This window comes from Sphingomonas sp. CFBP 13728 (assembly GCF_014841895.1).
In the GTDB taxonomy this organism is placed as follows: Bacteria; Pseudomonadota; Alphaproteobacteria; order Sphingomonadales; family Sphingomonadaceae; genus Sphingomonas.
The window spans coordinates 116,276-142,877 of sequence record NZ_JACYUS010000004.1 but is presented as its reverse complement, the minus strand read 5'-3'; the positions used below and the strand labels follow the sequence as shown (position 1 = coordinate 142,877).

Sequence of the window (26,602 nt, the reverse complement as noted above, 5' to 3'; positions counted from 1 at the left end):
CCCCAATTCCAAGCAGAGCCATCATCATGACCGAAGTTTCCGTCGTTACCCTGGGCAAGGGGCGTCCAGACCATCTCGTCAACGTCGTCCGCGGGCTGATGCGGCAAACGCAGATGCCGACCGAACTGATCGTCGCGGTGATGCAGGACGAGCTGTACGACCTCCCCGAGACGCCGTTCCCAATCCGCCAGATGCAGGTCGTCGCCGACGCCCTTCCCCTCGCCTCCGCACGTAACGTCGCGGCGCGCGCGGCGACCGGCGATGTCATCGTCTTTCTCGACATGGACTGCATCCCGACGCCCACGCTGATCGCCGATTATGCCGGGTTCCTCGACACGTTCGACGGGCTGTTGATGGGCGAGGTCCTTTACCTGCCGGGCGGGGCGACCGACGGCGACTGGCAGTATGACCGGTTCGCCGAGATCGCGGTGAAGCATTCGGACCGTCGCGGTCCCCCGCCCCATGGTATCGAGATCTGCACCGACTATCGTTGTTTCTGGTCGCTCAACTTCGCGATGCGGCGGACGACGTTCCTAGGTCTCGGCGGCTTCGATGAGCGCTATGTCGGCTATGGCGGCGAGGATACTGACTTCGGCAAGGCGCTCGACGAGACCGGCGTTGCGATCGCGTGGATCAAGGGCGGTCTGGCCTATCACCAATATCATCCGCATCACATGCCGCCGGTGCATCACCTCGACAGCGTCGTGCGCAATGCCGAGCTGTTCGAGACCAAATGGGGCTATCGGACGATGGGCCACTGGCTCCAGGCCTTCCGCCTGATGGGCCTAATCGACCCCACCCCGGGTCGGCCGATCCGCATCCTGCGGCGCCCGGATGCTGCCGATCTCGCGCTGACCGGCCAGCAGAGCCATCAGCCCTATGCCAATACCGCGACCGTCATCCGCCTGCTCGAAGACCGGCTGGCCGCAAGCGAGAGAGCCGCGGCGGCCGAATGAGGATCGCGGTCCTCTGCCATGTCCGCCAGCCGATTGCCCAACCCTTTGCTGGCGGGATGGAATCGCAATGCTGGCATCTGGCAGCGGGTCTCCAGGCGCGTGGTCATGACGTGGTACTGTTCGCCTCGGGTGACAGCGATCCGCGCTTCACAATCGATGCCGTGATCCCGGGGCATTACGAACGCACCTTTCCGGGCGCCGAGCACCGCGGCTTCGCGCCGCTGATCGCGCACCTCGACGACGGCTATGCTGCGGCCTGCGACCGGATCGCTGCCGGTAACTTCGATGTAGTGCATAACAATAGCCTGCATCGATTCCCGCTCGAGCCGGCGCGGACCGCTGCGGTCCCGACCGTCACCTCGTTGCACGTCCCGCCCTACGACGCGCTGCGCTGGTTCGTGCATGCCAGCGTCACGCCGACCAACCGCCTGACCGCGACCTCGGCCCACCAGCTTGCCGCCTGGTGGCCGGACGGCCCGCCACGCGAAGCCTCGGTACTCCACAACGGTATCGACCCCGACGCGTGGCCGTTCGTCACGGAAGGCGATGGCAGCGCGGTCTGGTGCGGAAGGATGACGCCCGATAAGGCGCCCCATCTGGCAGCGCAGGCGGCCCGAATAGCCGGCGTTCCGCTCACGCTGTTCGGACCGATCGAGGATCGCGCCTATTGGGACGCCGACGTCGCGCCGCTGCTGGATGGCAGCATCCGATATGGCGGACATCTAAATGCAGCGGCACTGGCATCGGAGATGGGGCGTGCGTCGGTGTTCGTGTTCACGCCGTGCTGGGACGAACCATTCGGCTTGGTCGCGGTCGAGGCGATGGCATGCGGTCTGCCGGTAGCGGCTTTTGACCGCGGCGCGCTGCGAGAAATTATCGGCGAGGCAGGGTGTTTCGCGCCGCCCGGTGATGTTCCGGCGCTCGCCGATGCGATCACGGCGGCTGTCCAACGTCCCCGCGCTCCGCAACGCGAGCGGGTCAAGACGGCCTTTACCCGTGATCGGTGGCTCGGTCGATGCGAGGACCTGTACCGTGACGTGGTCGGTCACGAACAAGGGCGGCGCGCATGACGGCCAGCGACCATCTGGGAGAGCAGCGCGCGCTACTTACCGCGTTATACCGGACGCATGTCGCGCTTGGTTCTCGCTATGCACTGGTCGACTTTCCGGACCATGCGAACGTCGGAGACAGCGCGATCTGGCTCGGTGAACTCGCCATGCTGCGGGCGATAACAGGGCGCGATCCGTGTTACGTTTCGACCTGGCACGATTTCGATCTCGATGCCTTTCGTAGCGCCTGCCCCGACGGCGTGCTGTTCCTGCACGGCGGCGGCAACCTCGGCGACATCTGGCCGCATCACCAGCGATTCCGCGAGGACATCCTGGCAAAGGTCCGCGATCGACCGGTCGTGCAGCTACCGCAGTCGATCCATTTTCGCGTGCCGTCGGAGGTAGATCGGTTCGCCGCGCTCGTCGCCGAGCATCCCGACTTCGTCCTGTACGTCCGCGATACGCGCAGCCTGAGCTTCGCACGCAAGTATCTGGCTTGCCCGTCGCACCTTGCGCCGGACTCGGCATATGCCCTCGGCGAGCAGTCGCGCGACGTGGCGCAATGCGACGTGCTGATGCTGATGCGTACCGACGACGAACGGCAAGGCTATGCGATACCGACGGCCGATCCAGCGACCGTCGTAGATTGGCTCGAGGATGACGTCGATCTACCGGTCGGCGGCGACGCCAAAGCACGCGAAGCCCAAGCCGTGGCACGCGTCGACCGTGGACTGCGGTTGCTCGCCCAAGGCCGGGTCGTCGTGACGGACCGACTCCACGGTCACATCCTCGCCGACCTGCTCGGCATTTCGCACGTCGTTCTCGACAATGACTACGGCAAGATCGCCGCATATCTCGACGCTTGGCCTGCCCCGGACGCAATCGTGACGAGGGCCTCGACGATCGAACACGCCATGGTTCTTGCCAAGCAACTCGTCGGCGTGCGGTGACTGCCGCCATCGACGTCAGCCTGCTCGTCTGCACGCGTAATCGCGCCGGGTCGCTGGTGGCGACGCTAGAGTCCGTGGAGCGCGCGGCAACGTATGCCAGAAACACGACCGTAGAGGTCGTCCTGGTCGACAATGGCTCGGTCGACAGCACGCCGCAGCGACTGGCGCAGTGGCAAGCCGGGCAGGCTTTCCCTGTCCACCTCGCCCACGAACCGCATCCCGGGCTCGCCCGCGCGCGCAATGCTGGGCTGGCGCACTGCACCGGACGCATCATCGCGATGACGGACGACGACTGCGTCCTGCATCAAGACTATTTTGCCGCCGTCTGTGCCGCATTCGAAAGGGCCAGCGGGCCGGCGATCATCGGGGGCCGTATCCTGCTCGGCAACCCTGCCGATCTCCCCGTCACGATCAAGCTCGAAGACCACCCCATGGTCGCGCCGTCGCGCGGGTTTCCGGGCGGGTTCATCATGGGGGCAAATCTGGCGTTCACCGCGGATGTCCTGCGGTTGACGGGATGCTTCGACGAACGGTTCGGGGCCGGCGCGCCATTCGTGTCTGCTGAGGATACGGATTTCCTGTTTCGTGCAGCAGGGCTCGGCGTTGCGGTGCTTTACGACCCGCTGATGGTCGTCGATCATCATCACGGGCGCCGCCATATCGACGACGAGACACGATTGCTGGCGGGCTACAGCTTTGGCGACGGCGCTCTGTACGCCAAGTATCTTGTCTCTGACCGACGCGCGCTTCGCGCCATCGTCGAGGATATTCTTGCCGTTCGCTTCGACTGGACACGGCCCGTCGCCACGCATGCCGGTATCAAGCGGTTCTACTGGTTCCGACTGCGGCATAAGGCCCGGGGCTTCGCTTACTTCTGGTCGACCGTGCTCCAGCGAAGCATGTCACGCTTCCTCTGATAAGCCTTTGTACCTCGTGTTCTTTTCCCCACGCTACACCATATTCGAATGATGGGCGGACGTGTGAAGCGGATGGCAGGATTGTTGGAGGCGGAGGCGCGGACGATCGCTGCCGAAGACCTCGGGCGATGTGGCCTGTGCGAGCGGTCCTTGGGACGAAAGGTGGAATGGCATCACCGTATTCCGAAAAGCCGGGGTGGTACGGAGGTCATCCCGGTTCATCCGATCTGTCATCGGATCATCCATGCCAGCGTCTCGAATCAGGATCTTGCGACGACGTTTGCGGATCTCGATGTCTTGAAAGCGCGCCCGGACATCAGTCGCTTCCTGCGCTGGATCGCCGACAAGCCCGCGGACTTTCACGCCCCCACCCGCCGCGCCGATATCCGCTGATTGCATCGGCCTCGACGACAGATAAGTCATCGGCAACGGACTTTTATGTTGGCGGGACTTAACGATCGAAGGACCGTTCCTTCAGCGACCCGAACAACAGGACGCTTTCCAGGACCGGTGATCCGCGCACCAGCCCCTCCCGACGAGTTTTTCCGGCGAACCGCAGCAGCCGCGCCCGGGGCTTGTCGCAAACATGAAGATCAAACCCGACCACGGCGAGGAAAGCTATGTCGGCAGGAGCCTGTTGAAGGTTAAGGTCGCGCTGATCACCGGTGATGATTCTGGCATCGGCAATGCCATCGCCATTGCTTACGCGCGTTAAGGCGCCGACATCCGAACCGAGCTTGCTCTGGCCTGTGTCCTCCTTGCGTCGCAGGAGGGAAGCTACATTACCGGTGCGATGATCGCGGTCACCGGCGACGTACCGATCAACTGATCAACGAACGGGTGCTTCATTCATCGATGCTGTTAGGAATTTACCACTTCGGCCCGACGTGCGGCGCGGGCGTGCTCTCGCGCGAAATCGCCAACGCCGCGATCGGTGTGGCAAAACCGGTCCCAATGTCGGAAATACAGGCCGTAGTTGCAGCCATAGAGTTCGTGGTGCCGCTGGTGATGGCTGGCCGTGATCAGCCATGCTCCCAGCGGCCCGGTCCACATGAACCGCGGGAAGATCTCCCATCCCATGTGGTTCGTGACCCCCATCACCGTCATGATCGTCAGTACGATGCCAAGACCGGCGATATGGATCGGAACGAAGAACACCAGCAACGGAATGACCACCGCGCCGGTCAAGGCCTCGATCGGGTGAAACGCCATCGCAGCCCATGCCGTCGGCGGACGGCTGGCATGATGCAGCGCGTGCGCCAGCTTGAACGGTTTGGGACGATGCATCCAGCGGTGCGTCCAGTAGAACCATGCATCGTGCAGCAGCAGATACAGGAAGACCGAAACCGGCAGGTACCAGAGCGGATAGGCGTGGATGTCGGAGTACACCTGCGTCCAGCCATGGTGCCGCCATCCCCACGCGACCACGCCGGCCGGGATCCCGTAGAGCGCTGCAGACGCTAGGCTCCAGATAATCTCGCGACGGACCTGCGGGTCCAGCCCGAGGTACAGCCCCGGATGCTTGCGGACCGTAATCCACGCGAACGCGCCCGAGACGAGTAAATAGCGGACACCGACGATGACGGTCATCGCGACGGCGGAGAGGGTGATGGCGAGCGTCATGCTTGATCCTTCACGACTCTGCGATCGTCGGCTCGCCCGGCAAGAGCACGGCGACGGGACGGAAGCCCCCACCACGGCGTTCCCGGCGAGAGATGATGCTCGTGATGATAACCGCCGAAGTGAAAGCAGGTCAGCAGCGACAGGATCGGACCCACATCGATGCTGTGTGCGCGGTGCGAATCGGCAAAGGGAGTTTCGCGTTCCCGGTGCGGCAACCACGTCCCGAACACGAACAACTGGGCCACCGCACCCAAGGCTGGTAGAGCCCAGAATATGACAATGTTGCCGAGCGGTGCCCCGAGCAGCAGCGTATAGATCAGTGCGACCACGGTGATCCTGATGATCTGCCCGTGCGAATAATAGGTCTTGAAGAACTGCAGGAACCAGCCGCCGAGACTTGGATTGCCACCGTGAAAATCGGGATCCCCCGCCCTCCCCGTTTCCTTGTGATGCAGATGATGCTGCGGCAACAGTGATGCATAGGACAGGCAGGCATAGAGCGACAGGCAGGTCGCACCGATCGCGCGGTTCAGGCGCGGCCGATTGGGTGCTAGCGCACCGTGCATCGAATCATGCGCGACGATGAACAGTCCGGTACTCAGCCAAGTCTGGACGGTGACCATCACGATGGCCAACACGATTGTATCCGCGCTCCACCGCCAGAAGAAGATACCGGTTACGTGGATCGCCAGCCACGCCACGACGATCGCGGCTGACAGCGACACGCCGACACGCGTCTGGTGCTTCAGGGCTTCCGATTGGCGAACCGTCCCGCTCATCTCTTCGCGTCTGCCGAGACGAAGTTTCCGGCTTTATCGGGACGTACCGCACGCCGCTGCGGATCGGCGTTCGCGCGCAACTGCGCCTTCAACACCGACGGCTTACGCGCGAACAGGAAGCCGTGGCTGACGGTTCCGTCCTTGCCCTCGACCGCGTGGTGCAGGCGGTGCGCTTGCAACAGGCGCTTGAAATACCCCTGCTTGGGTATCCAGCGAAAGCCGCCGCGCTGATGCACGAGCATGTCGTGCACGAAGGCATAGATGCCGCCGTACACCGTGATGCCAAGCGCTGCCCACCACAGCGGTTCCCACCAAAGCCCGACGACGAACAACACGATCGGCACGATCGCGAACACGATTGCGTAAAGGTCGTTCTTTTCGAACCAACCGTCATGATCTTCGTGATGCGACTTGTGCCAGCCCCAGCCCCAGCCGTGCATGACGTAGCGATGCGCCGCCCACGCGAAGCACTCCATGAACAACACCATGAAGACGACGATCGCGAGTTTTTCGAACCAGGTCACTTTGCTCGATCGCACGAAATGACGATGGCCGGGTGCAACGAATTCAACATGATGCGTACATAACGGTTACCGGCGTTCGATGCGAGGGCGCCCCGCCACAAAATCTCGGGTTGGTGACGGCTGCGGCCGGCGTTTTGTCGTCGCCGTTTGCAGAACGCTGTAACGAGCATTCGCGACAAGATGTCCGGTAAAGTGCCATCACCCTGGCACCGGAGGGTGACAAGCCGCGTTTGACCGCGATGATCGCCCGAGTCTCACGCGCCGACCATCGGGATACTCCCTCCTGGCTGTTGATTGCAGCCATGCTGGGGAGTTTTCTCGCCGCCCAATATCATCACCGCTTCTCGGTGGATCCGATCCGCGCGGCCCCCGCGATCGCATCATTGATGGCGCTCGGCAGCGCGATGACGATCGGTAGGTATACCATGCGACCGCGGCTTGCGGCTGGCGCGACCGCGTTCCTTCAGATGACGCTCTTTACGCTGCTAGGCGTAGTGCTGGCGTATGCATTGGCGGCGAATGCCGGACAATTATGGGACGTGCGGTTGGCCGCCGCTGACCGTGCAGTTGGCTTCAACTGGCCGGTAATGCTCGCCTTGCTGGACACATACCCTCCAGCAATCTGGCTACTCGGATTGGCGTATCACAGCCTCACCTTGCAGATGATCGTCGTTATCGTTGCGTTGAGCGGCATGGGAAAATTCGACACGCTGAGGATAATGGTTTGCGCGGCGATCCTGTCCGGTTTCGTCACCATATTGATCTCAGGCCTTACCCCGGCGATGGGCAACCTGTTCGATCCATCCGGCTACGCGCATCTCTGGCCATCGATAGCCTGGCTGGAACAAGGGCTGATATCTGGGCTTCGCGACGGATCCCAACGCGTGCTCGACCTCTCCATGCTTATGGGGATCGTCACCTTTCCCAGTTTCCACGCGACGCTCGCCGCCATTTTCATCTGGGCATTCGGCGCGATGCCGCGGGTTGCCCTACCGGGCCGGGCGTGGGCCATACTGACGATCGTCGCGACGCCGATCTTCGGCGGTCACTATGGGATGGACGTCATCGTGGGGCTTGTCCTCGCACCGCCTGCCCTCCTTGCTGCGCGCCACCTCACGCGGCAAAGGCAGCCTTTCCATCAGGTGGACTCAGCCCTGCCGGCCTGACGTCGGTCTCACGGCCGAGCGCCGCGTCGACCATCGCCGCCGCTTCGGCCGCGCCGCCTGCAGCCGCCATATCCGTCGCCATACTTCGTGCCGCACGACGGTATTCCGGATTGCGCAACACCAGCCGCAACGCCGGTTCGAGACCTCCCTTGCCTGCGTCGGCAGCAGAGACGACGCGTGCAGCCCCGATTCGCTTCAGACGAGCCGCCGTCGCCGGTTGTTCGAACGCCAGCGGCACGGCGACGATCGGAACACCCGCCGCGAGCGCGTCCAGCACCGTATTGAACCCGCCATGCAGGATCGCGGCAGAACATTGGGGCAGGATGCGGGTCTGCGACCAGAATGCCCTCACCAACGGGTTTCCCGGTAACGAGTGGGCTTCGCGGTCGCTCAGCCCGCCGCCATGCGCCACCACCGCACGGGCACCCACCGCGGAACAGGCCGCCGTCATCGCCGCGAACAGCGATCGGCGCGCGCCCTGCAACGACCCCAGCGAGCAGAATATGAGCGGTCGACCGTCGTCGTCCGGCAGATTTTCCTCGAGCTCGTCCCGTCGCCATGGCCCACCGTATCGAAAGCTCTTCGGCAAGGCCAAGCGCGGAAAGTCCAGGCCTTCGGGGCATTGCGCGATCTGCAATCGTTTGGACCATTGATATCGGGGGTCGGGATCGAGCCCCCAACGCCGTGCATACGTCGCCACCATCTTCGTGATTGGCCGCATCAACAGGTCACTGATTGCGTACCCGCCATTGTTGCGATTCCGCCCCACCGCATCGGGACGATACGCCCAGCCGAGAAAGGGTGGCGGCACCGTCGGCTCCCTGAGCAAGGGCAATCCGGTAACGGCCGTTACGAAGGGCAGTCGGAGATGTCGTGCCACCAGTGGTCCGGCTGGCTCGACCGAGTCGGCGACGATCGCATCGACCCCCAGCCTCGACAGCGCCGTCGGGAGAGCCTTCAGAAGCAGTTCAGTCATCGATGCGGTACCGCGGATCATGCGGGGTAGTCCGACCGGCCCCGATGGCTGCGCCAGCTTGCGATAATACTCTGCCAGCAGGCCTTCCCCGTCCGCGGGGTGATCAAACGCCGCAAACCCGACGCCGCAGTCGGGCACCAGTGACTCAACGTCGGTCGAGTGGACTATCGTGACCCTATGTCCCGTTTCGACGAGCGATGTTCCCAATGCTGCCAGCGGATTGATGTGGCCCGCCGTTGGCGGCGCGATGATGGCGATATGCCGCCTTTTGACCGTCAATGCCGTGGAGCTTTCCGTCGCCGTCGTGTTCGATCGGCTACTACCAGCATGCGGGCGATGCGCGATAGCGCAATAATTCGAAGAGAGCACCCGCCTCGCCAATGATCGCGATGGGCTAATTCTAAAAGGGAGGTTCGATGCGAGTGAAGCCGACCGACGTCTTGCCTTCTGACGCTGGTTCAGCTTCACGATATAACCGATCTTGAAGCCAGGCTTTCCGCTCGCGAGTAACATGATGGGAGGAAAGAGGACGTTCGCTGCCGGGGTTGACTGCTTCGCGCCCCACCGGCGAAAACTCAGCCATTTGCCCTGCCGTGCCGCCCCGAGCTAGTGCGCGACGCCAAGGAGATCGTTCATGAAAACAGCGCCGGTCGCCATTCTCTAATTTCGGTCGTTCAGCTTCCAGCCTGCACACGCGTCGCCGATTTTCGAACCCAAAAGGCTTTGTACGGACAAACCATCCCGCCCAATGGTCATGCCTCAGTGAGACGAAGTCGACCTCTCAACGGAACGGAAAACGATCAAAACGATTTAGTCCCGGCACGGAGTTCGGCTGGTCGGCACGCTCCACGGAGGCGTGATGAAGCAGCGGGACGATTGGCATCTGACGGAAGCACTCGATTACGAGCACGGACGAGCGGACCCTTTTGCCGCGGCTGTTCGGGCTACCCGAATGCCTATGGTCATTACGGACCCCGCGCAGACCGATAACCCGATCGTCTTCTGCAACGAAGCCTTTCAAACGCTGTCGGGCTACGACCGAAGTGAAATCATCGGCCGTAACTGCCGCTTCCTGCAGGGTCCCGACACCGACCGAGAGCAGGTGGCTAAGGTGCGTCAGGCAATCGACGCCCAGACCGACATTGCCGTGGACCTTCTAAACTATCGAAAAGATGGATCTGCGTTCTGGAACGCGTTGTACCTGAGTCCTGTACGCAATGACGCCGGCAAGGTTGTATTCTTCTTCGCCTCCCAGCTTGACGTTACCGACCGCGTCAAGGCGCAGACTATCATTTCGAAGCAGAAGTTATTGGTCGAACAGGAAGTCGAGGCGCGCACGTCAGACCTCGAGGCCGCGTTAGATGCAAAAACTCTACTTCTTCACGAAGTCGACCATCGCGTAAAGAACAACCTTACGATGATCGGTTCACTTCTGCGTTTGCAGGCGCGTAGCATATCAGACCCGGCCGTTTCATCAAAACTTGAAACCATGCTCGAACGGGTTGATGCGCTGGCGACAGTGCATCGCCGCCTTTATCAGTCGGACGACGTCACCCGGTTCGATGTCGGGGCGTTTACCGAAAATCTGATCAGCGACGTCGTTGGTGCCAGCCGACGCGACGACATCAAGCTGGTTTCGAACATTTCGCAAATAGAGGTGCCGTCCAGTAAGGCGGCGTCGCTTGGGTTGATCCTCAACGAAATAGCGACCAACGCCATCAAGCATGCATTTGCCGACGGGCGAGCGGGTACGATTTCCGTCCGCACCGCCCTAGAAGGCAATAATGCCCTGATCGAAATCACCGATGATGGGCATGGGCTTGCCAGCAATGACGTTCAGCCGGACGGCATTGGCAAAATGCTTATTTCCCGCCTCGCCAAGCAAGTCAGGGCCGACGTCGTATGGTCCGACGCCGCCCCCGGTGTTCGTGTATCTCTCTCATTCCCGGTGGACGATTAATGAGTGGACGTGCCAAACCGCCGTTGAATGTGCTGATCGTCGAGGACGAAGCTCTTTTGGCGATGGATATTGAAGCGATGATCGAAGACTCCGGTCACCGTGTCGTCGGCGAGGCCGCGTCTCTCTATGAAGTTGAAGACCTAGCAGGCGATCTCCACCCGGACCTGGCTTTTGTCGACATACAGCTTGCGAAAGGCACCAGCGGCCTGGATGTCTGTGCATTGATCAGGAAGCGATGGGCGGGCGCGATAGTCGTCTTCGTCACTGCAAACCCGCTCAAGATTCCAGCCGATTTTGCCGGTGGCCATGGCATCATACCCAAGCCCTTCTCCCGGAATGGTCTGATGTCCGCAATGCGCTACATCGAAGAGGGTGTCTGCGATCCGCCGCCCGTATCCCCGCAGCCAGCGAGCTTCATTGCTGCGCCCGCGTTTGCCGCAGATTGGTCCCAGACCAGTCCCTGATTTCGGGTGATAAGCGACAATCGTATGGCCTCACGAGGTGGGACGACAGATGACAGAAGTTATACATAATTTCGATTACGTTGATCCATCAACGTCTTACCGCTAGGACGTTCCCGCTTTGGACCGTCAGCCACTCCCACCTTCGCCTATTCGACCGCACGATGCCACAGGTGTCGTACGCGAGGCTGTCGACGCATTTGCGTCCCGCCTCAACGAGCATGACCCCTTCGTTGCGGCGTTCGATCATTGCATAACGCCGATGGTCGTCAGCGATCCAACGCTACCAGATAACCCGCTGGTTTACGTCAATCGTGCGTTCGAGGCTCTGACGGGGTTCTCGGCGGTCGAGGTCGTTGGCCGGAATTGCCGTTTCATGCAGGGACCGCTGACCGATCAGGCCGACGTCCGACGCATGAAGGACGCGATCGCTCGCCGCGAGCCGATCGATATCGACCTCCTGAATCACCGTCGTGATGGCACGCCGTTCTGGAACCGCCTCATGGTCGCGCCCGTGCATGACGCGACTGGCAGCCTACGCTACTTCGTGGCATCTCAGCTCGATGTCACACTCGAGCGGCACGGGCTGTTGCAGTTGGAACGCGACCGCGACACGCTGAGTGCCGAGCTTGCGAAGCGGGAAGTTGCGCTAGCCGAACGAGAGGCCCGCCTGGCACTTGCGCTCGATGCCGGCGGACTGGGCACTTGGACCATCGACCTGCCAGAATGGCGGCTCACCTACTCGCCAAGTTGCCTGACGAACTTTGGCCGGCCTGTCGGCGAAAAGTTGTCGATGGAAGGTATGTTGGCATGCGTTCATCCAGAGGATCGAGACCTCCTCACGACCTCGCTGAACAGCGCTATCGAACATGGCACACGGTATAACGTCGAATACCGCATTCTAACGCCTGAAGGCGAGCAACGCTGGATCCATTCCCAAGGCTCGCTGCAGCGTCGCGCGGATGGCACACCGTTGGCGGTTTCGGGCTTTTCGAGCAATGTTTCAGCGCGCAAATTTGCCGAGGAGCAACGGTCGGTTCTGGCACATGAACTGACGCATCGCGTGAAGAACACGCTTGCTACAGTAAGTGCCGTTGTCAGCCAGACGCTACGCGATGCGGCGTCTCTTGGTGAGGCTCGGGATGCGGTGTCGGGCCGCATCGCTAGCCTTGCGTCTGCGCACGAACTTCTGCTCAAGGATGAGATCGAAGGCGCGGCAATCGGTGAGATCGTCGAGCGGGTGTTGGCGCCGTTCATGGACAGCAACGGTCGACGGTTTTCCGCTGTCGGCCCGACGATACGGCTGACCCCGGAAGTGACACTTGCGTTGTCGATGGCGCTGCACGAGCTGGCGACCAATGCGATCAAATATGGAGCGCTCTCGGTACCGGAGGGGCAGGTGACCATACGCTGGGACCTGAACGGCAATGCAACGGAACGCCGGCTTACCTTCTCCTGGGCGGAGCAGGATGGACCTATCGTTGCTATGCCAACACGTGTTGGATTTGGTACGCGAATGATTGAGCGCGTCCTGTCACGGCATATCCGCGGCAAGGCGGAAATCCAATATTTGCCGGAAGGTGTTCGCTTCGCAATTGAAGCGCCGATCTAAGCTTTCGGCCTTGTCTGACATTTATTAACCCCGTGGCGGGCCCATTGCGTGACCACATTGGTTGAGAGCTCAGTTTATCGGGATCTGTCATATGTGCCATGTGCTCGTCATCGAGGATGATTTCCTCATCGCCGATCACATCATCCAGCTGATCGAGCGGGTTGGCGGGACATCCTTTGATCAGGCTGCCTCGCAAGATGAGGCAATCGATGCCGCGAGATTGAGGCCTCCCTCCATCATCATGTCCGACGTCAATCTCTCAGCCGGTACCGGCCCTGCCGCGGTGGAAGCCATCATATTGGAGCATGGGCCGACGCCCGTGATCTTCGTGACCGGCACGCGCGAAGCATGCCATGTAAGTCGGCCATCGATGATTGTTCTCGACAAACCGATCAACGAACAGGCTCTTATCGCGGCGTTCCAAAGCCTAGTGCCCGCCTGAGCCAGCAATCGCCGACCGATAGTGAAGCGAAGCTCTGCCAGTGATCCGGCCCATCTGAGGGCCGACAAAAGTCTAGTATTTAGCCCGACTTGCGGGCCGAACCTGTCACTGCTGCGTTGTTATAAACGTGGCTGGCTTCGGCGATAATAAGCGACAGGAGGGGTAGTGCATGTCTCAATCGCCGTTTCTAAATAATCCTCATATTGAGATGTCGAAGCACATTGTTGCGGCGGTTTTGTCTCCGATCGAGGAAGTGAGGGCTATACACCTGCGAGCAGCTGAGCACCTGTCACAGCTTGCAAGGGACAGCGGCGTTATTCGACCGAAAGGTCACGGCTCTAAGCCGTGGTAACTTGGCAAGTATACGGCCCCGAGGGGATGAGGTTGCGCATTGAACGGGAGTTAATACTAGACACCTCCAAATACCCTCTCTTTTGCCCGACCAACAATGTACACAGTCGGCATAGCCGAACACCCGAGGAGGCCTGACATGGGCGATGCTCGGGCATGGGGATTCTTCGATAGCGATGCGCCTTTCGATGAAGAAACGCGTGCTCGACTTCTCGCCGAAGGCATTGTCAGGGCAACCTGGGAAAGCGCGCCAGACGGCTTAATTGAAATCGACAGCCCTAGTTGGCGGTTTTACACCGGTCAGAGTTACGACGATTGGAAAGGCTATGGATGGCTGACTGCAATACACCCTGAAGATCGGATAGCGACGGTTACACAATGGCGTAATACCGTTCAGGATCAGCAAGCGGTAGACGCAGAATACCGCCTTAAAGGACAGGACGGAAACTACCGCTGGATGCACGTTCATGCCGTGCCGCTGCGCGACGAGAACGGAAAGATCATAAAATGGTTCGGCGTCAATATTGATATTCATGACAGTAAGGCGAAGGGTATTCGGCCCTGACCCTGCGGGGGAACTCAGCCCTAAAAGTTACCGGTTTGAGAGCATTGGTGCCCGAAAATAGACATTTCGTGAGATCGCGGTGACGCCATTCGCTTGTCCGTGCGTTGCGCCGTCATGAGCAATCCGAACCATGACCGCTATGAATACCGCCCCATCACAAACCGGCCGGACTACGACTGGCCGGGTGGACGTCGCCTCGCTATCTACGTCGGCGTAAATTATGAGGTCTTCGACTTCGGTGGCGGTTTGGGGCCAAAGCTAGCGCCGTCTCAGACCGAACCTGACGTGATGAACTACGCATGGCGCGACTATGGCAATCGCGTGGGAGCATGGCGGCTTTTCGATCTCTTTGATCGGTTGAAGCTGCGGACCACCGCACTGCTCAACGCCGACGTGCTCGATCGTTGCCCCGGCTTGGCAGAAGCATGCCGTGATCGTGGCGACGAGATTGCGGCGCACGGCAGCACCAATGCGAAGGCGCAGGGGAACATGTTCGGCCTGCGCGAGGATAGCTTGATCACAGACGTTACCGAGAGGTTAGCGACGCTCGGTATACGACCGTCTGGCTGGTTGGGGCCTTGGATTTCAGAAAGCAAACACACGCCGGATCTGCTTGCCAAGAACGGCTACCGTTACGTGCTCGATTGGGCGCACGACGATCAACCCACCCGACTCTCGACCAAATATGGCGGGCTTCTCTCCGTTCCTTACTCTCAGGAAATTAACGACCTCCCCGCGATCATCGAGCGCCACCAAGAGGCAGAGACGTTTGCGGCAATGATACGCGCAGGCGTGGAACAACTGTTGTCCGAATGCGACCGGCGGCCGCTCGTCCTTGGTATCGCGCTCCACCCCTTCATCATGGGGCAGGCACACCGCGTTCCGGCACTTGCCCGCGTCCTGACGGAGCTTCGGGAAGCGGACGATCCCCGTATCTGGTGGACGACCGCCGGCGACATCGCCGCCCATGTCGAGGCGCATGGCCTCGCGGTCTGACCGCCTGTATCACACTAGCTGACGGCACGTGCGTGGAGTGCTCGGACCTCGTCGGCAAAGTCGGGCACCGGGCCAGCCACGTCCGCATCCGGCACCACGTCGATGATGCGCAGCAGGGCGATCCCGAGCGAGGGCTTGCCCAGCTCCTGCATCCAGTGACTGAGCTGTGGCGTGGACGTCGCGTAGACGATACGGCCCAACCCGACGAGCCCATGCGCCGCTGCACACATCGCGCAATGTTCGCCGGAGGTGTAGACGACAGCATGTCGCCGCTCCTCGGGCGTCAGGTGTTCGGCCGACCAGCGCGCGATCGCGAACTCGGGATGACGCGTGGCGTCGCCACCGCCCGTCCGGTTTCGGTCCTCGAACAATACGGTTCCGTCTCGCGATACAAGGATCGAGCCGAACGGTTGATCTCCCGCGTCGACCGCTTCTGTCGCCAACTCAACGCACCGTTGCAGATGCCGTATGTCCACGTCGTTCATGAAATTTCCTTGAGAAAACGGCCGGCAACGGCGGGCGGTATACAGACGACCCAAGTCCGAGTTGGATCCGGCGACTGGCTCAGTACGACGCGCGGGAACTCTGTCCCCATCTCGAACGGTATGCCGGAGCAATGTGGAGCTGACCGTGACCGACTTATCCTGCCGCAGCTTCACGTCTTGCCCATGCACCGGAAACACTGGTCCATGATGGCTACGGACTTGAAGGGGCGCCAATCCCTCCGTTCCGGTGTTCGTCTGCTGCGATTCAAGATGTCTACCCAAGCGCTTGGTCGGATCGGGCTATGGGCTGTGTTATCGACCCGGACGGTCCGTAGCGCGTTCCGTGACGATTTTGGCATTGCCGCGAGTTCGATTGCCTTTGCCGCATTCCTAGCGATGATACCGCTCGTCGGCGTCGTCGCGGGCGTTTACGGCATGGTGGTTCCACCAACCGCGGTCGCTGACAATATGGACAAGATCGTCGCCATCCTGCCGGTCAGCGCGCAGCATTTGGTGGCGGCGAACCTGAACCACGGGCTTGCCAGCGGTCGTGGTGGGATCGTTACGCTGATAGTGTCGCTCGGCATCGCTCTGTTCAGCGCGCGTCGTGCGGGACGGTCGCTGCTCCACGGGATCAACCTTGCCTATCGCATCGAGCGCGAGCGTCGTGGACTGCGTCGGCAGCTGGTGTCGACGATCATAGTGCTGGGCTGCGCCGCGCTGGTGCTGACGGCGCTCGTATCGCTGTCGGTCCTCACGTTCCTGCAGAGCTATGTTCCCGACGGACTGCCGGGGGCCCGGCTGGTTTCTGCGATCACGCTGTTCGGTTCGTTGACGCTTGGCGCGGGTGGTGGCCTGATCGCGCTCTATCGCTATGCCCCGGCGTCGGAGGCGATCCCGTGGCGTAGCGCCCTGCCCGGCACGATCGCCGGCGTCGCCCTGTGGCTGACCGCGACGATGATGTTTCGCGCCTATGTCGCGCGGTTCGCGCGCTTCGACGACACCTATGGCTCGTTGTCCGCGGTCGTGGTGCTGATGCTCTGGCTGATGGTGTCGGCCTGGGCCCTTCTGCTCGGCGCGCGGCTCAATGCCGAAGCCATGCGCCATGCCGGCGAACACATAAAGGAACGTGCCGAATGACCGAAAACCCCGTGCAGGACCGCTATCGCAACCGTCTGCTCGGCATCATCACGGCGATCCTGCTGATTGCCGCGCTACGGATCGGCTTTGCGGTCATCATGCCGATCGCCTTTGCCGCAATCATCGTCGCCGCGCTCTGGCCGCTGAAACGCTGGCTGGCGCGGTTCATGCCCTCTTGGGTCGCCTATACGCTGACCCTCCTGTCGCTGGTCACGATCCTCGGAGCGTTCGCCGCCGCGGTGTACCTCTCGGTCGGCCAGGTGATCGGCGCGGTTGCGTCGCAATGGGCAGGTCTCGAGCGGGGTTACAACCACCTCGCCACATGGGCGGCGGATCGCGGCGTGCCGATCGCCGGGACGATCAACCGGCAGCGGATCACGATGCTGGTCCAGATGTTGGCGAGCGGCGTCTACGCCTTCGTCACCTATGTCGGCTTCATCGGGATCGTGGTGATGCTCGGCCTGCCTGAAGTGCCACGGCTTCGGCGCAAGCTGTACGAGATGTTCGAGGGTGGAGCGCGACGCGACATGCTCGAAGTCGGCGAGAAGATTTCCGGCCAGATCCGCCGCTATCTCGGCACCACGCTTGCGACCAGCATCCTGACCGGCGTCGCGTCATCGCTATGGTCGTGGATGACGGGGCTCGAGCTGGTGCTGGTCTGGGGCATCCTCAACTTCCTGCTCAACTTCGTCCCCGTCATCGGCAACATCGTCGGCATCGTCCCGCCCGTGCTCTTCGCGTTCATCCAGTTCGGCGGATGGCAGATGCCGTTGCTGGTGTTCGCAGGATTCGTGGTTCTACAGATGACGATCAGCAACGTCGTATACCCGATCCTGCAGGGCAAGCAGCTGTCGCTGTCGCCGCTCGCGATCATCGTCGCGATGACGTTCTGGAGCTGGGTATGGGGCATCGCCGGAGCACTGATCGCGGTGCCGCTGACCGCGGCCATCGTGATGATCTGCGGCCAGTTCGATAGTAGCCGCTGGATCGCCAAGCTGCTGTCGTCATGATGATCGGGGACAACGACCGCTCGAAGAACGCAGCATGAGGCAATGGTCATGGATCCTAAAGCGGATCGTCCGGCAGATCTGGTTCCGCGCGGCGATCATCAGTCTGCTCAGCGTCGCGCTGGCGATCGTCGCCGGGCTCGTCACGCCGTATCTACCTTACACGTTCGACGCCGATATCGGGCAGCAATCGGTCGGTACGATCCTCCAGATCATGGCCTCCAGCATGCTGGCGGTCACGACCTTTTCCCTGACCGCGATGGTCAGCGCCTATTCTTCGGCGACGCAACTCGCGACACCACGTGCGACCCAGTTGATGGTCAGCGACCCGACCTCGCAGAACGCGCTGTCGACTTTCCTCGGTGCATTCGTCTTCTCGATGGTGGGTATCGTCGGGCTGAACACCAGCGCCTACGGTCATGACGGCCGAATCATCCTGTTCGCGGCGACGGTGCTGGTCATCCTGCTGGTGGTCGGCACGTTGTTGCGCTGGATCGGGCATATCACCGCCTTCGGACGGATGGCCGACGTGATCGACCGCGTCGAGGAGGCCGCGACCGAGGCGATGCGGGATTTCGCCGCGCATCCGTATCTCGGTGGGCGGGCTCCCGTTGGCATCCCCGCCGACGCCGTGGCGCTAAACTCTCTACAGACCGGCTACATCACGCATATCGACGTCGCCGCGCTCGGCACCATCGCTGACCGCCACGGCTTGACGGTCTATGTCGACGTCTTGCCTGGCGCGATGATGCACCCCGCGCGTACGCTCCTGCGGGTCAAGGGGGAACCGATCCACGCGGTCCAGACCGCCCTGGTCAGGACCTTCACGATCGAGCGACATCGCTCGTTCGATCAGGACCCACGGCTGGGCTTGATCGCATTGTCCGAGATCGCGAGCCGAGCGCTGGCGCCGGCAACCAACGATCCGGGCACGGGGATCGAAGTCCTTAATGCCTTGCTGCGCGTGTTCCTGACGCTCCGGCCGAGCGCAACGCGCCTCAATGACAAGGTCGAAACCCATCCGGTCCATATCGGCAGACCGACAATGGACGATATGCTGACGGACGCGTTCGGGCCGATCCTGCGCGAAGGCGTTCAAGAGGTCGAGGTATCGCTGCGGCTGACCGCGACGCTGGCGGCGTTGCACGCGAACCTGCCTGATGCACAAGCCGCAATCGAACGCTGGGCGCACCGTCACGCGAAGCGGGTGACGACCACCATCACGGATCCTGACGATCTGACGGCCTTCGATACGGCTTACAGGAAGCTCTGGCGTGCTTGAGGCTGGGGCATAGTCCCCGATTGCCGGGCGACCCTTTCAAAATACGGGGTCACCAGCAAATGCGGCATTGCCAGTGCCGCGATGCCGGCAAATAGCGAACGCACGCCCGAAGGGTCCCATTGCAGCAGCACCCCGCCCACGATCCCCACCAGCGTCACGGCCGCGACGAGGACTGGAGCCGTGGTACGAAGGTACGCGGTGGTCGTGACGCACTGCAAGCGATCACGACGCTCTTTCGTCTGTGGCACCGCGTGCAGCACGAGGAACCCCACCGAAAACCCGACGAGCGGGGGTAGAACCAGTAGTGCCGTCGTTCCAACCAGGAGACGTCGATCGTGACGCGCTACGCCGATGATCGCGAGGCAGCCGGCGGCTAAGCCACCAGCAATCGCCAGACTACTGACCATGGTCGGCAGACTTGAGGCTTGAACGCCGGCAGAATCGAGAATGCGGGTCAGGCTCGCCGCATGCAGCGTCGCAGGAGTGGCAACCAGGCTTATGCCGCGGGCCATCCTCTCGAACGGCCGGCTTGCCGGGGCATCCTCAAGGCCAAAATGGACTGCGGATGCCAGCAGGAATGCGGGAAGTGCGATCGCGGGATCGACGAGCCACCACCAGAGACAGACCAGTAGCGCAGAGACGTACAGTGCCAGGAATGTCGGGCGTCGCTGGTGCTCGATGATTTCAAGATCACTGGCGCCGTGCACTATGCCCACGATGCCGACCGCGATGGCTGCGAACGCAAGCTGCACGGTGAGCAAGCAGAATGATGCGATCAAAGCCGCCCCGGAAAGGAGGCCCCAGCCAAGGGCCGGGGCGCGTCGTGTCATGCCCGATAGCCTCGTTCGTCGCCCTGATGCGCCAACGCCTTGTCGAGGTTGGCTGCCGCATAGAACGCATAGCCTACCTTCGCGATGATATCCATTATCAGGAACGCCCAGACCGATGCGGGATCAGTGATCAGCTTTAGACCTTCCGGCCCGACCAGGAAGACGATGGGATAGAGGAACCAGATCACCGTCAGGAATATGAGGTTCTTGGCGTAAGCCGCGCCCAACGCCGCACCGCGGCTGACGGCTTGTAATCGCAATGGACCCCAGAGCAGATACAGGACGCCGAGAAACGCGACGCAGGACCATCCGTACCAGATCCATTTCGCCAGCGATGGGGCGGCAAGCGACGATATCAGGCCCGTGACGATCATCAGGACATCGAGGACGATGACCGATGTCAAATACCCGCCGACTTCACCTGTCTTTCCGTGCTCGTGGAACGCCAGCAGCACCAGCCCGGACAATAGTATCGGCGTCGTTACCGACCAATCGACATAGCGTGCCAGATAGGTCGCCGAGCCGTCGCTGTTGATCAGCGTGCCGATCCCAAAGGCCATTGCGAGATACGCGGTTGCCGCGATGAACGGAACGCTGGCGTGCAGGAGCGTATGATGACCCGACGGATGCGTCCTCTTACCCGTCGCGTATATCGCCAGCGACGCGACCGACATCACGCTGAAGCCGATCAGAAAAGCGGTTTGATCCACGAGGGAGCCCCCTATCATGAGGACGACCCGGCGCCGACCTTAAGCCCCTAACATTGCTCACATGTTTTGGGTCCTGGCTTGCGATAAGTTCATGAATGCGTCATGTTTGGCGACGTCACGACAGACTGATGCTTACGCCTTCGGAAAGTGCACAGCCGTACGAAGCCCTGGCGCATTGTCACTCAGCGTCAGCGACGCCGAAGGAGGCTTGTTCAGCGGCGCGTTCGGCATAGTTGCTATTGAGGGCATACCCCCTGGGCAGCTTGAAGGTGAGGTGGTGCTGGTAGATCCGGCCCGCCGCCGCATCGAACGTTTGCTCCGAGCCGAGTCGACGACGAACACGCTGTTGGTGACCGAGCGCTGCGATCAGCTGTGCGTCATGTGCTCTCAGCCACCGAAGAAGACGCACGTCGACCGTTTCGATCTACTCGAGCGGGCGTGTTTGCTAGCCCCAGAAGACATGCTCATCGGCATTTCAGGGGGTGAGCCCATGCTGTACAAGGAGCGCCTTCTCACTTTGATGGAGCGGACGCTTTCCATTCGCGCGGATCCGAGCTTTCACGTTCTGACCAATGGTCAGCATTTGACGGCGGCTGACATCCAGCGGCTTGGTGCTCCCGAGTACCGGCGCGTCGGCTGGGGGATCCCGCTCTATTCCACCGAACTTGCCCTTCACGACCTTCTGGTCGGCAAGGACGGCGCCTTTGCACAACTCGCAGGGGGCCTTTCCAACCTCGCGATGGCTGGGGCGCGGATCGAACTGAGAACGGTCGTGATGAACGACAATGTCGGTGGCTTACCGGTGCTCGCGGGCTACGTATCGTCAAGGCTTCGCTTTTGTCGAAGCCTGGTCGATCATGTAGCTGGAACATGTCGGCTTCGCGAAAACCAGGTGGCCCGCCCTCTTCTTCGACCACAGCAGGCGGTTCGGGCCGATCGCGGAAGCGCTGGATCGGGCTCTGCTACACGGCGTGAGAGCGCAGCTTTTCAACTTTCCTCGCTGCACGGTTCCCGCCGCCTATCGCAGCCTTGCGATCGCTTCGATCTCCGACTGGAAGCGCAAGTTCGCGCCAGCGTGCAGCGATTGCCGGGAGCAGACGAAATGCTCCGGCTTCTTCGAATGGCATCCCGATGAGGAGGCACGCGTGACCGTGAGACCGTTGTGAAACGAACTAAGTTCCTTGTGTCGAGCCTCCTCGCGGCTGGCTTCTCTGGCCAACAGGACGCACTGGCGCAGGCATTCTCGAAAGCCACGATGCGGGTTATTGATGATCCACAGGGGGTTGCCCTCCTGCGTCGATTCTCGCAAGATCACGCGATCACGCTTGCCCAGCATCGCAGTCATTCCAGCCATTCGAGTCACCGGTCGGGCGGTGGCGGCGGCGGTCATTACAGCCATACCAGTCATCGCTCGTCATCCGGTGGCGGGTACAGCCCGAGCTACGACAGCACACCGACCTATTCAGCGCCGTACGTCGCGCCAGCTCCCACGCCGTCAGCTCCGGCAGAGCCCACACCATCTGTGCAGCCTCTGTTTGCACGCGAAACCAGAGCAGCGGCACTGCCCCCGGACGGGCTACCGGCACTGTCAGGAAGAACGAAGCGCTTCACGTCGATTGTGCGCCGGGTCCAGATCGCCCTGAAAGCCCAGGATCTCTACTCGGGAGCAGTTGATGGAGTGGTCCGGCCGGCGCTGCGCTCGGCCCTACGAAAGTTCCAGAAGGCTCGCGGTCTCGACGTTACCGGCACCATCACGTCGCCAACCCTCGACGCGTTGATGGTTTCCAGCGGGTGAGGTTCAATAGTTGTGTGGCGGCGTCAAAAACGAGACACGTCGTTGCCTCTGCAAGTCCTTGATGCGTAATCGTAAGAGCGGCATGAAAGGCCTAACGCCCTTTATGGAGTCGCGCGCCTGACCCATAATCGGCCGCTACCGCCCGTTCCCTCGCTTCCCAACTTCAGACGCTCGTTCATCTTCGCCGTTCAAGCGCTCGGCAAAACCACCCCCATCACGTCAGTGCTGGCAGCGCGTCGAGGTGCTTTTCGAGCGTGATCGGATATTCGCGCACGCGCACGCCGGTCGCGTTGTAGATCGCGTTGGCGACCGCAGGAGCGACCCCGGTCAGACCCAGCTCGCCAACACCCTTGGCCTTTACCGGCGAAATCGTCGGATCGGCCTCGTCGATGAAAAAAGCGTCGAGATGCGGGATGTCGGCGTGCACCGGCACCTCGTAGCCGGCGAGATCGTGGTTCACGAAGAAGCCGAAACGCTTGTCTATCGCCATCTCCTCCATCAGCGCCGCACCGACGCCCATCACCATCCCGCCGATTACCTGGCTGCGCGCGGTCTTGGCGTTGAGGATGCGTCCCGCCGCGCAGACGGCGAGCATGCGCCGCACCCGGACCTCACCGGTATAGACGTCGACCGCGACCTCGACGAAATGCGCTCCGAAGGTCTGCTGCTGGAATTGATCCGCGAGCTTGGCGAACTCCATCAGATCCTCGACCACGATCTCGCCATCCTTTGCCGCGTCGGCAAGCTTCACCGAACGGTTGCCGCTGCGCACCTGGCCATCGGCAAAGTCGACGTCGGCGGTGTTGAAGCCGAGCCGCTGAGCGACGGTTTCACGCAGCTTCATGCACGCCGCATAGACGCCGGCGGTCACGGAAGGCGCGCCCTGCTGCCCGCCCGATCCCGGCGTTTCCGGGAAGGTGGAGTCGCCGAGCTTCACCACAATGCGGTCGGGCGCGACGCCCATCATCTCGGCCGCGGTCTGCTGGACGACGGTGTAGCTGCCGGTGCCGATATCCGTCATGTCGGTCTCGATCGTCACAACGCCGTGCCGATCAAGCCGGGCGCGTGCGCCAGCCTTGGCGATCTTGCCGCCACGGATCGCCCCCGCCATCCCCATACCAATCAGCCATTGCCCTTCGCGGACCGCACCGGGCTTGCTCTGCCGCTTGTCCCAGCCGAAGCGTTCTGCGCCCTCCCGCAGGCAACGGACGAACGCTCGGGTCGAGAATGGCTTGTTCGGATTTTCGGGATCGACCTGCGTATCGTTCACGATGCGAAGCTCGATCGGATCCATCTTCAGCTTTTCCGCGAGTTCGTCCATCGCGACCTCTAGTGCCATCAGGCCGGGTGCTTCACCGGGCGCACGCATCGCGTTGCCTTCAGCTAGATCGAGCGTGGCCAGCCGCATCCGGGTCAGCCGGTTCGCGCCCCCATACAGCGTCCGCGTCGAGGTCACGGTCGGTTCGGTACGCCCACCGACGAGGTTACCCGATAGGCTGTCATGACCGATGGCCGTCAGCCGCCCGTCACGTCCCGCCCCCAGTTGCACACGCTGGATCGTTTTGGGCCGGTGGATCGTGGTGTTGAACATGATCGGACGCTGTAGCGCGATCTTCACCGGACGCTTGACCACGCGCGCCGCGATCGCCGCCAGCGCCAGATCGATCTGCACGGTCCCCTTCCCGCCGAAACCGCCACCGATATAGGGCGAGATCAGGTGGACGTTCTGCTTGGGGATCCCGAGGATCAGCCCGAGGTCCCGCGTTCCCCAATTCATCTGCTGAATCGACGTCCAGCACGTCACGCGGTCTCCGTCCCATTTCGCGATCGAGGCGTGCGGCTCCATCATCGCGTGCGCTTGGTCGGGCACGGTGTAGGTCTCGTCGACCTTGACCGGGGCCGCGGCGAACGCCTTGGCGAAATCGCCGACCTGCTTCTCGTTGGGGCCGCCAAACTCGCCCTCTGGTGGGACCGGCGCGCTGGCGTTCTGCGCGGCCAGATCGAACCGGCCTGCCGTCCGCTGATAGTCGACCCGCACCAGCGCCGCAGCCGCACGAGCCTGCTCAAACGTCTCTGCAACAACGACGGCGACCGGCTGATGGTAATGGTCCACCTCAGGCGCGGCGAGCATCTTCTGGACGTAGAACTTGCCGACCCCGGGTTTACCGGCATTCAGATATGTGACGACCCCGACCACTCCGGGCGCGCGTTCGGCATCGCGGGTATCGATCGTCATGATCCGGCCCTTGGCGATCGCGGCGCCGAGAATGTAGCCGTACGCAAACCCTGGCGCGACATCCTGCCATTCATAAGCATAGGTCGCGGTGCCGGTGGTCTTCAAATGCCCTTCGTAGCGATCGAGTGGCTTGCCGAGCACCTTCATCCGGTCGGTCGGGTTGGCGCCTGCGGGTGTGTCGAAGATCATGGCTTCACCTCTGCAATCACCGCCGCGAGGGTGCGCGTCGCGAGTGGGATCTTGAATGCGTTGTCGTCGGTCGGCCGTGCGTCGGCAAAGACCGCTTTCGCCATATTGGCCGCGCCGCGGGGCATCGCTGCCTCCGCAGCCTCCACCCGCCAAGGCCGATGGGCGACACCACCGAATGCTACGCGGCCGCTCCCGTCGCGCTGGACGATGGCAGCGACCGAAACGAGGGCAAACGCGTAGGACGCGCGGTCGCGCACCTTGCGGTAGACATGCGCACCACCGATCGGGCGCGGCAAGGTGACCGCGGTGATGAGTTCGCCGTGATCGAGCACATTATCCTGCTCAGGCGTGCTACCCGGCAGCGTATGGAAGGTGCCGATCGGTATGGATCGTGTCTTCCCGTCCGCCTTCACCGTCTCGACTGTCGCATCGAGCACGCGCATCGCGACCGCCATGTCGCCCGGATGGGTCGCAATGCACGACTCGCTCGACCCGATGACGGCAAGCTGGCGCGAATAGCCACCGATCGCAGCGCAACCCGAGCCGGGCTTGCGCTTGTTGCAGGGCTGGTTGGTGTCGTAGAAATACGGGCACCGCGTCCGCTGGAGCAGATTGCCAGCGGTCGTCGCCTTGTTCCGCAGCTGGCCCGAGGCGCCGGCAACGATAGCGCGGCTGAGGACGCCATAGTCACGCCGCACCCGCTCGTCGCTCGCCAGCGCGGTGTTACTGACGAACGCACCGATCCGCAGCCCGCCAGCGTCGGTCGGTTCGATCCGGTCGAGCTTGAGGTCCTGCACGTCGACCAGATGGGTCGGCGTCTCGACCTCGAGCTTCATCAGATCGAGCAGGTTGGTACCGCCGGCCAGGAACCGCGCGCCAGGATTGCGCGCAACGATCCGAGCCGCGTCTGCAGGCGTCGTTGCCCGCTCGTAGGTAAAGCTCTTCACGCGCGTGCTCCTGCGACATCGGCCATCGCCTCAGCGATGTTGGAATAGGCACCGCAGCGGCAGATGTTGCCGCTCATCCGCTCCCGCATTTCGGCACCGGTAGGCTGCGGGGCCGCCATAAGATCGGCCTGCGCATGGCTGGGAATGCCTCGTTTAATTTCTTCGAGAACGGAAATGGCAGAGCAAATCTGCCCCGGGGTGCAGTAACCGCACTGATATCCGTCATGCTTCACGAAAGCGGCTTGCATCGGATGCAGACGCTCGGGTGTGCCGAGCCCTTCGATAGTTGTTACGGCATCGCCCTCATGCTGGACGGCGAGGCTGAGACAGGCGTTGATACGCTCACCGTTGACGATGACCGTGCACGCTCCGCACTGCCCGTGGTCACAGCCCTTCTTGGTGCCGGTGAGATGTAGCTGTTCGCGCAGCGCATCGAGCAGGGTCGTACGCGGATCGAGCGTCAGCGCTTGGGCTGTTCCGTTCACGCTCATGGCGACTCTGTATGTCGGCAGGGCTTGCGCGGGCGGCGCGGCGTCGGCTGTTTCGCTCACGATGGCGGATACTGCCGCAGTAGTGGCGCTGCTCATCAGCATCTCCCTTCGGGACAATTGAAAAGTCTCACTGGCCATCGGCGATCCTCCATGGGCGCGCCAA

General features: G+C 62.0%; 28 protein-coding genes. 18 read left to right on the top strand and 10 right to left on the bottom strand.

From position 1 onward, the window contains the following. Positions 1–26: 26 nt before the first annotated feature. From IFT67_RS16680 to IFT67_RS20445, 6 genes are all read left to right on the top strand, one after another. Positions 27–956 carry a galactosyltransferase-related protein gene (locus IFT67_RS16680; RefSeq protein ID WP_192239295.1) on the top strand — a complete coding sequence of 310 codons (930 nt, stop codon included), beginning with the start codon at positions 27–29 and terminating at the stop codon, positions 954–956. Next, on the top strand, positions 953–2,026 hold the full coding sequence (locus IFT67_RS16675) for a glycosyltransferase (protein WP_192239294.1): 1,074 nt from the start codon (positions 953–955) through the stop codon (positions 2,024–2,026). Before IFT67_RS16680 ends, IFT67_RS16675 begins: the two co-directional genes overlap by 4 nt. After that, positions 2,023–2,955 (top strand): polysaccharide pyruvyl transferase family protein, encoded by a 933-nt coding sequence (locus tag IFT67_RS16670; RefSeq protein WP_192239293.1) that lies wholly within the window; start codon positions 2,023–2,025, stop codon positions 2,953–2,955. Before IFT67_RS16675 ends, IFT67_RS16670 begins: the two co-directional genes overlap by 4 nt. Beyond that, complete coding sequence (locus tag IFT67_RS16665) at positions 2,952–3,872, top strand: glycosyltransferase (RefSeq protein WP_192239292.1); 921 nt, start codon at positions 2,952–2,954, stop codon at positions 3,870–3,872. The genes IFT67_RS16670 and IFT67_RS16665 overlap by 4 nt, the downstream gene beginning before the upstream one ends. Positions 3,873–3,944: 72 nt before the next feature. After that, a complete protein-coding gene (locus IFT67_RS16660; protein ID WP_192239361.1) occupies positions 3,945–4,265 on the top strand; it encodes an HNH endonuclease in 321 nt (106 codons plus the stop codon). Between the two features lie 193 nt (positions 4,266–4,458). Beyond that, positions 4,459–4,587, top strand: a complete 129-nt coding sequence (locus tag IFT67_RS20445) for a hypothetical protein (RefSeq protein WP_446740822.1) — start codon at positions 4,459–4,461, stop codon at positions 4,585–4,587. Positions 4,588–4,733: 146 nt separating this feature from the next. Here the strand turns inward: IFT67_RS20445 and IFT67_RS16650 are convergent, their stop codons facing one another. From IFT67_RS16650 to IFT67_RS16640, 3 genes are read right to left on the bottom strand one after another with little or no spacing between them, the layout of a single operon-like run. Further along, entirely contained in the window at positions 4,734–5,495 is a 762-nt protein-coding gene (locus IFT67_RS16650) for a sterol desaturase family protein (protein ID WP_192239291.1), read from the bottom strand. After that, a complete protein-coding gene (locus tag IFT67_RS16645) occupies positions 5,492–6,274 on the bottom strand; it encodes a fatty acid desaturase (protein ID WP_192239290.1) in 783 nt (260 codons plus the stop codon). The genes IFT67_RS16650 and IFT67_RS16645 overlap by 4 nt, the downstream gene beginning before the upstream one ends. Next, complete coding sequence (locus IFT67_RS16640; RefSeq protein WP_192239289.1) at positions 6,271–6,798, bottom strand: sterol desaturase family protein; 528 nt, start codon at positions 6,796–6,798, stop codon at positions 6,271–6,273. Before IFT67_RS16640 ends, IFT67_RS16645 begins: the two co-directional genes overlap by 4 nt. Before the next feature lie 239 nt (positions 6,799–7,037). Between IFT67_RS16640 and IFT67_RS16635 the strand changes: the two genes are divergently transcribed. After that, a complete protein-coding gene (locus IFT67_RS16635) occupies positions 7,038–7,964 on the top strand; it encodes a phosphatase PAP2 family protein (RefSeq protein ID WP_244647471.1) in 927 nt (308 codons plus the stop codon). Here the strand turns inward: IFT67_RS16635 and IFT67_RS16630 are convergent. Continuing rightward, positions 7,912–9,453: a glycosyltransferase gene (locus IFT67_RS16630; RefSeq protein ID WP_192239287.1), complete on the bottom strand. Its 1,542-nt coding sequence runs from the start codon at positions 9,451–9,453 to the stop codon at positions 7,912–7,914. The genes IFT67_RS16635 and IFT67_RS16630 overlap by 53 nt on opposite strands. 346 nt (positions 9,454–9,799) lie before the next feature. On the opposite strand from IFT67_RS16630, the gene IFT67_RS16625 reads away from it, so the two are divergent. The 6 genes from IFT67_RS16625 to IFT67_RS16600 all read left to right on the top strand — a co-directional run bounded on the left by IFT67_RS16625 (position 9,800) and on the right by IFT67_RS16600 (position 15,327). Further along, on the top strand, positions 9,800–10,900 hold the full coding sequence (locus tag IFT67_RS16625) for a histidine kinase dimerization/phosphoacceptor domain -containing protein (RefSeq protein WP_132898241.1): 1,101 nt from the start codon (positions 9,800–9,802) through the stop codon (positions 10,898–10,900). After that, the gene (locus tag IFT67_RS16620; RefSeq protein WP_192239286.1) at positions 10,900–11,364 is read left to right on the top strand and encodes a response regulator; all 465 of its coding nucleotides are present in this window, start codon (positions 10,900–10,902) and stop codon (positions 11,362–11,364) included. Before IFT67_RS16625 ends, IFT67_RS16620 begins: the two co-directional genes overlap by 1 nt. Before the next feature lie 259 nt (positions 11,365–11,623). After that, the gene (locus IFT67_RS16615; protein WP_244647455.1) at positions 11,624–12,973 is read left to right on the top strand and encodes an HWE histidine kinase domain-containing protein; all 1,350 of its coding nucleotides are present in this window, start codon (positions 11,624–11,626) and stop codon (positions 12,971–12,973) included. Between the two features lie 91 nt (positions 12,974–13,064). Beyond that, complete coding sequence (locus IFT67_RS16610) at positions 13,065–13,415, top strand: response regulator (RefSeq protein ID WP_192239284.1); 351 nt, start codon at positions 13,065–13,067, stop codon at positions 13,413–13,415. 490 nt (positions 13,416–13,905) lie between these two features. Continuing rightward, positions 13,906–14,331 carry a PAS domain-containing protein gene (locus IFT67_RS16605; RefSeq protein WP_192239283.1) on the top strand — a complete coding sequence of 142 codons (426 nt, stop codon included), beginning with the start codon at positions 13,906–13,908 and terminating at the stop codon, positions 14,329–14,331. 114 nt (positions 14,332–14,445) lie between these two features. Then, the gene (locus IFT67_RS16600) at positions 14,446–15,327 is read left to right on the top strand and encodes a polysaccharide deacetylase family protein (protein ID WP_192239282.1); all 882 of its coding nucleotides are present in this window, start codon (positions 14,446–14,448) and stop codon (positions 15,325–15,327) included. A 14-nt stretch (positions 15,328–15,341) separates the two neighbouring features. Here IFT67_RS16600 and IFT67_RS16595 read toward each other — a convergent pair whose 3' ends face one another. After that, positions 15,342–15,812: a nucleoside deaminase gene (locus IFT67_RS16595; protein ID WP_120298864.1), complete on the bottom strand. Its 471-nt coding sequence runs from the start codon at positions 15,810–15,812 to the stop codon at positions 15,342–15,344. Here IFT67_RS16595 and IFT67_RS16590 point away from each other — a divergent pair. Genes IFT67_RS16590 through IFT67_RS16580 form a run of 3 tightly spaced genes read left to right on the top strand, consistent with a single transcriptional unit; the run spans position 15,789 to position 19,241 of the window. After that, complete coding sequence (locus tag IFT67_RS16590) at positions 15,789–16,952, top strand: YihY/virulence factor BrkB family protein (RefSeq protein ID WP_342450640.1); 1,164 nt, start codon at positions 15,789–15,791, stop codon at positions 16,950–16,952. The genes IFT67_RS16595 and IFT67_RS16590 overlap by 24 nt on opposite strands. Then, entirely contained in the window at positions 16,949–17,962 is a 1,014-nt protein-coding gene (locus IFT67_RS16585) for an AI-2E family transporter (RefSeq protein ID WP_192239280.1), read from the top strand. Before IFT67_RS16590 ends, IFT67_RS16585 begins: the two co-directional genes overlap by 4 nt. Positions 17,963–17,996: 34 nt before the next feature. Then, a complete protein-coding gene (locus IFT67_RS16580; protein WP_192239279.1) occupies positions 17,997–19,241 on the top strand; it encodes a DUF2254 domain-containing protein in 1,245 nt (414 codons plus the stop codon). On the opposite strand, the gene IFT67_RS16575 is transcribed toward IFT67_RS16580, so the two are convergent. Together IFT67_RS16575 and IFT67_RS16570 are read right to left on the bottom strand one after the other, a co-directional pair. After that, positions 19,217–20,071: a Brp/Blh family beta-carotene 15,15'-dioxygenase gene (locus tag IFT67_RS16575; protein WP_192239278.1), complete on the bottom strand. Its 855-nt coding sequence runs from the start codon at positions 20,069–20,071 to the stop codon at positions 19,217–19,219. The two genes, IFT67_RS16580 and IFT67_RS16575, sit on opposite strands and share 25 nt — an antisense overlap. Next, complete coding sequence (locus IFT67_RS16570; protein WP_192239277.1) at positions 20,068–20,781, bottom strand: bacteriorhodopsin; 714 nt, start codon at positions 20,779–20,781, stop codon at positions 20,068–20,070. Before IFT67_RS16570 ends, IFT67_RS16575 begins: the two co-directional genes overlap by 4 nt. 175 nt (positions 20,782–20,956) lie before the next feature. Here IFT67_RS16570 and IFT67_RS16565 point away from each other — a divergent pair, with 175 nt between their 5' ends. Continuing rightward, positions 20,957–21,916 carry a hypothetical protein gene (locus IFT67_RS16565; protein ID WP_192239276.1) on the top strand — a complete coding sequence of 320 codons (960 nt, stop codon included), beginning with the start codon at positions 20,957–20,959 and terminating at the stop codon, positions 21,914–21,916. A 27-nt stretch (positions 21,917–21,943) separates the two neighbouring features. Continuing rightward, positions 21,944–22,576 carry a peptidoglycan-binding protein gene (locus IFT67_RS16560; protein WP_192239275.1) on the top strand — a complete coding sequence of 211 codons (633 nt, stop codon included), beginning with the start codon at positions 21,944–21,946 and terminating at the stop codon, positions 22,574–22,576. Positions 22,577–22,790: 214 nt separating this feature from the next. Here IFT67_RS16560 and paoC read toward each other — a convergent pair whose 3' ends face one another. Genes paoC through paoA form a run of 3 tightly spaced genes read right to left on the bottom strand, consistent with a single transcriptional unit; the run spans position 22,791 to position 26,577 of the window. Continuing rightward, entirely contained in the window at positions 22,791–25,001 is a 2,211-nt protein-coding gene (gene paoC, locus IFT67_RS16555) for an aldehyde oxidoreductase molybdenum-binding subunit PaoC (protein ID WP_192239274.1), read from the bottom strand. Further along, the gene (locus tag IFT67_RS16550; protein WP_192239273.1) at positions 24,998–25,948 is read right to left on the bottom strand and encodes an FAD binding domain-containing protein; all 951 of its coding nucleotides are present in this window, start codon (positions 25,946–25,948) and stop codon (positions 24,998–25,000) included. The genes paoC and IFT67_RS16550 overlap by 4 nt, the downstream gene beginning before the upstream one ends. Then, entirely contained in the window at positions 25,945–26,577 is a 633-nt protein-coding gene (paoA, locus tag IFT67_RS16545; RefSeq protein WP_192239272.1) for an aldehyde dehydrogenase iron-sulfur subunit PaoA, read from the bottom strand. Before paoA ends, IFT67_RS16550 begins: the two co-directional genes overlap by 4 nt. Positions 26,578–26,602: the final 25 nt, after the last annotated feature.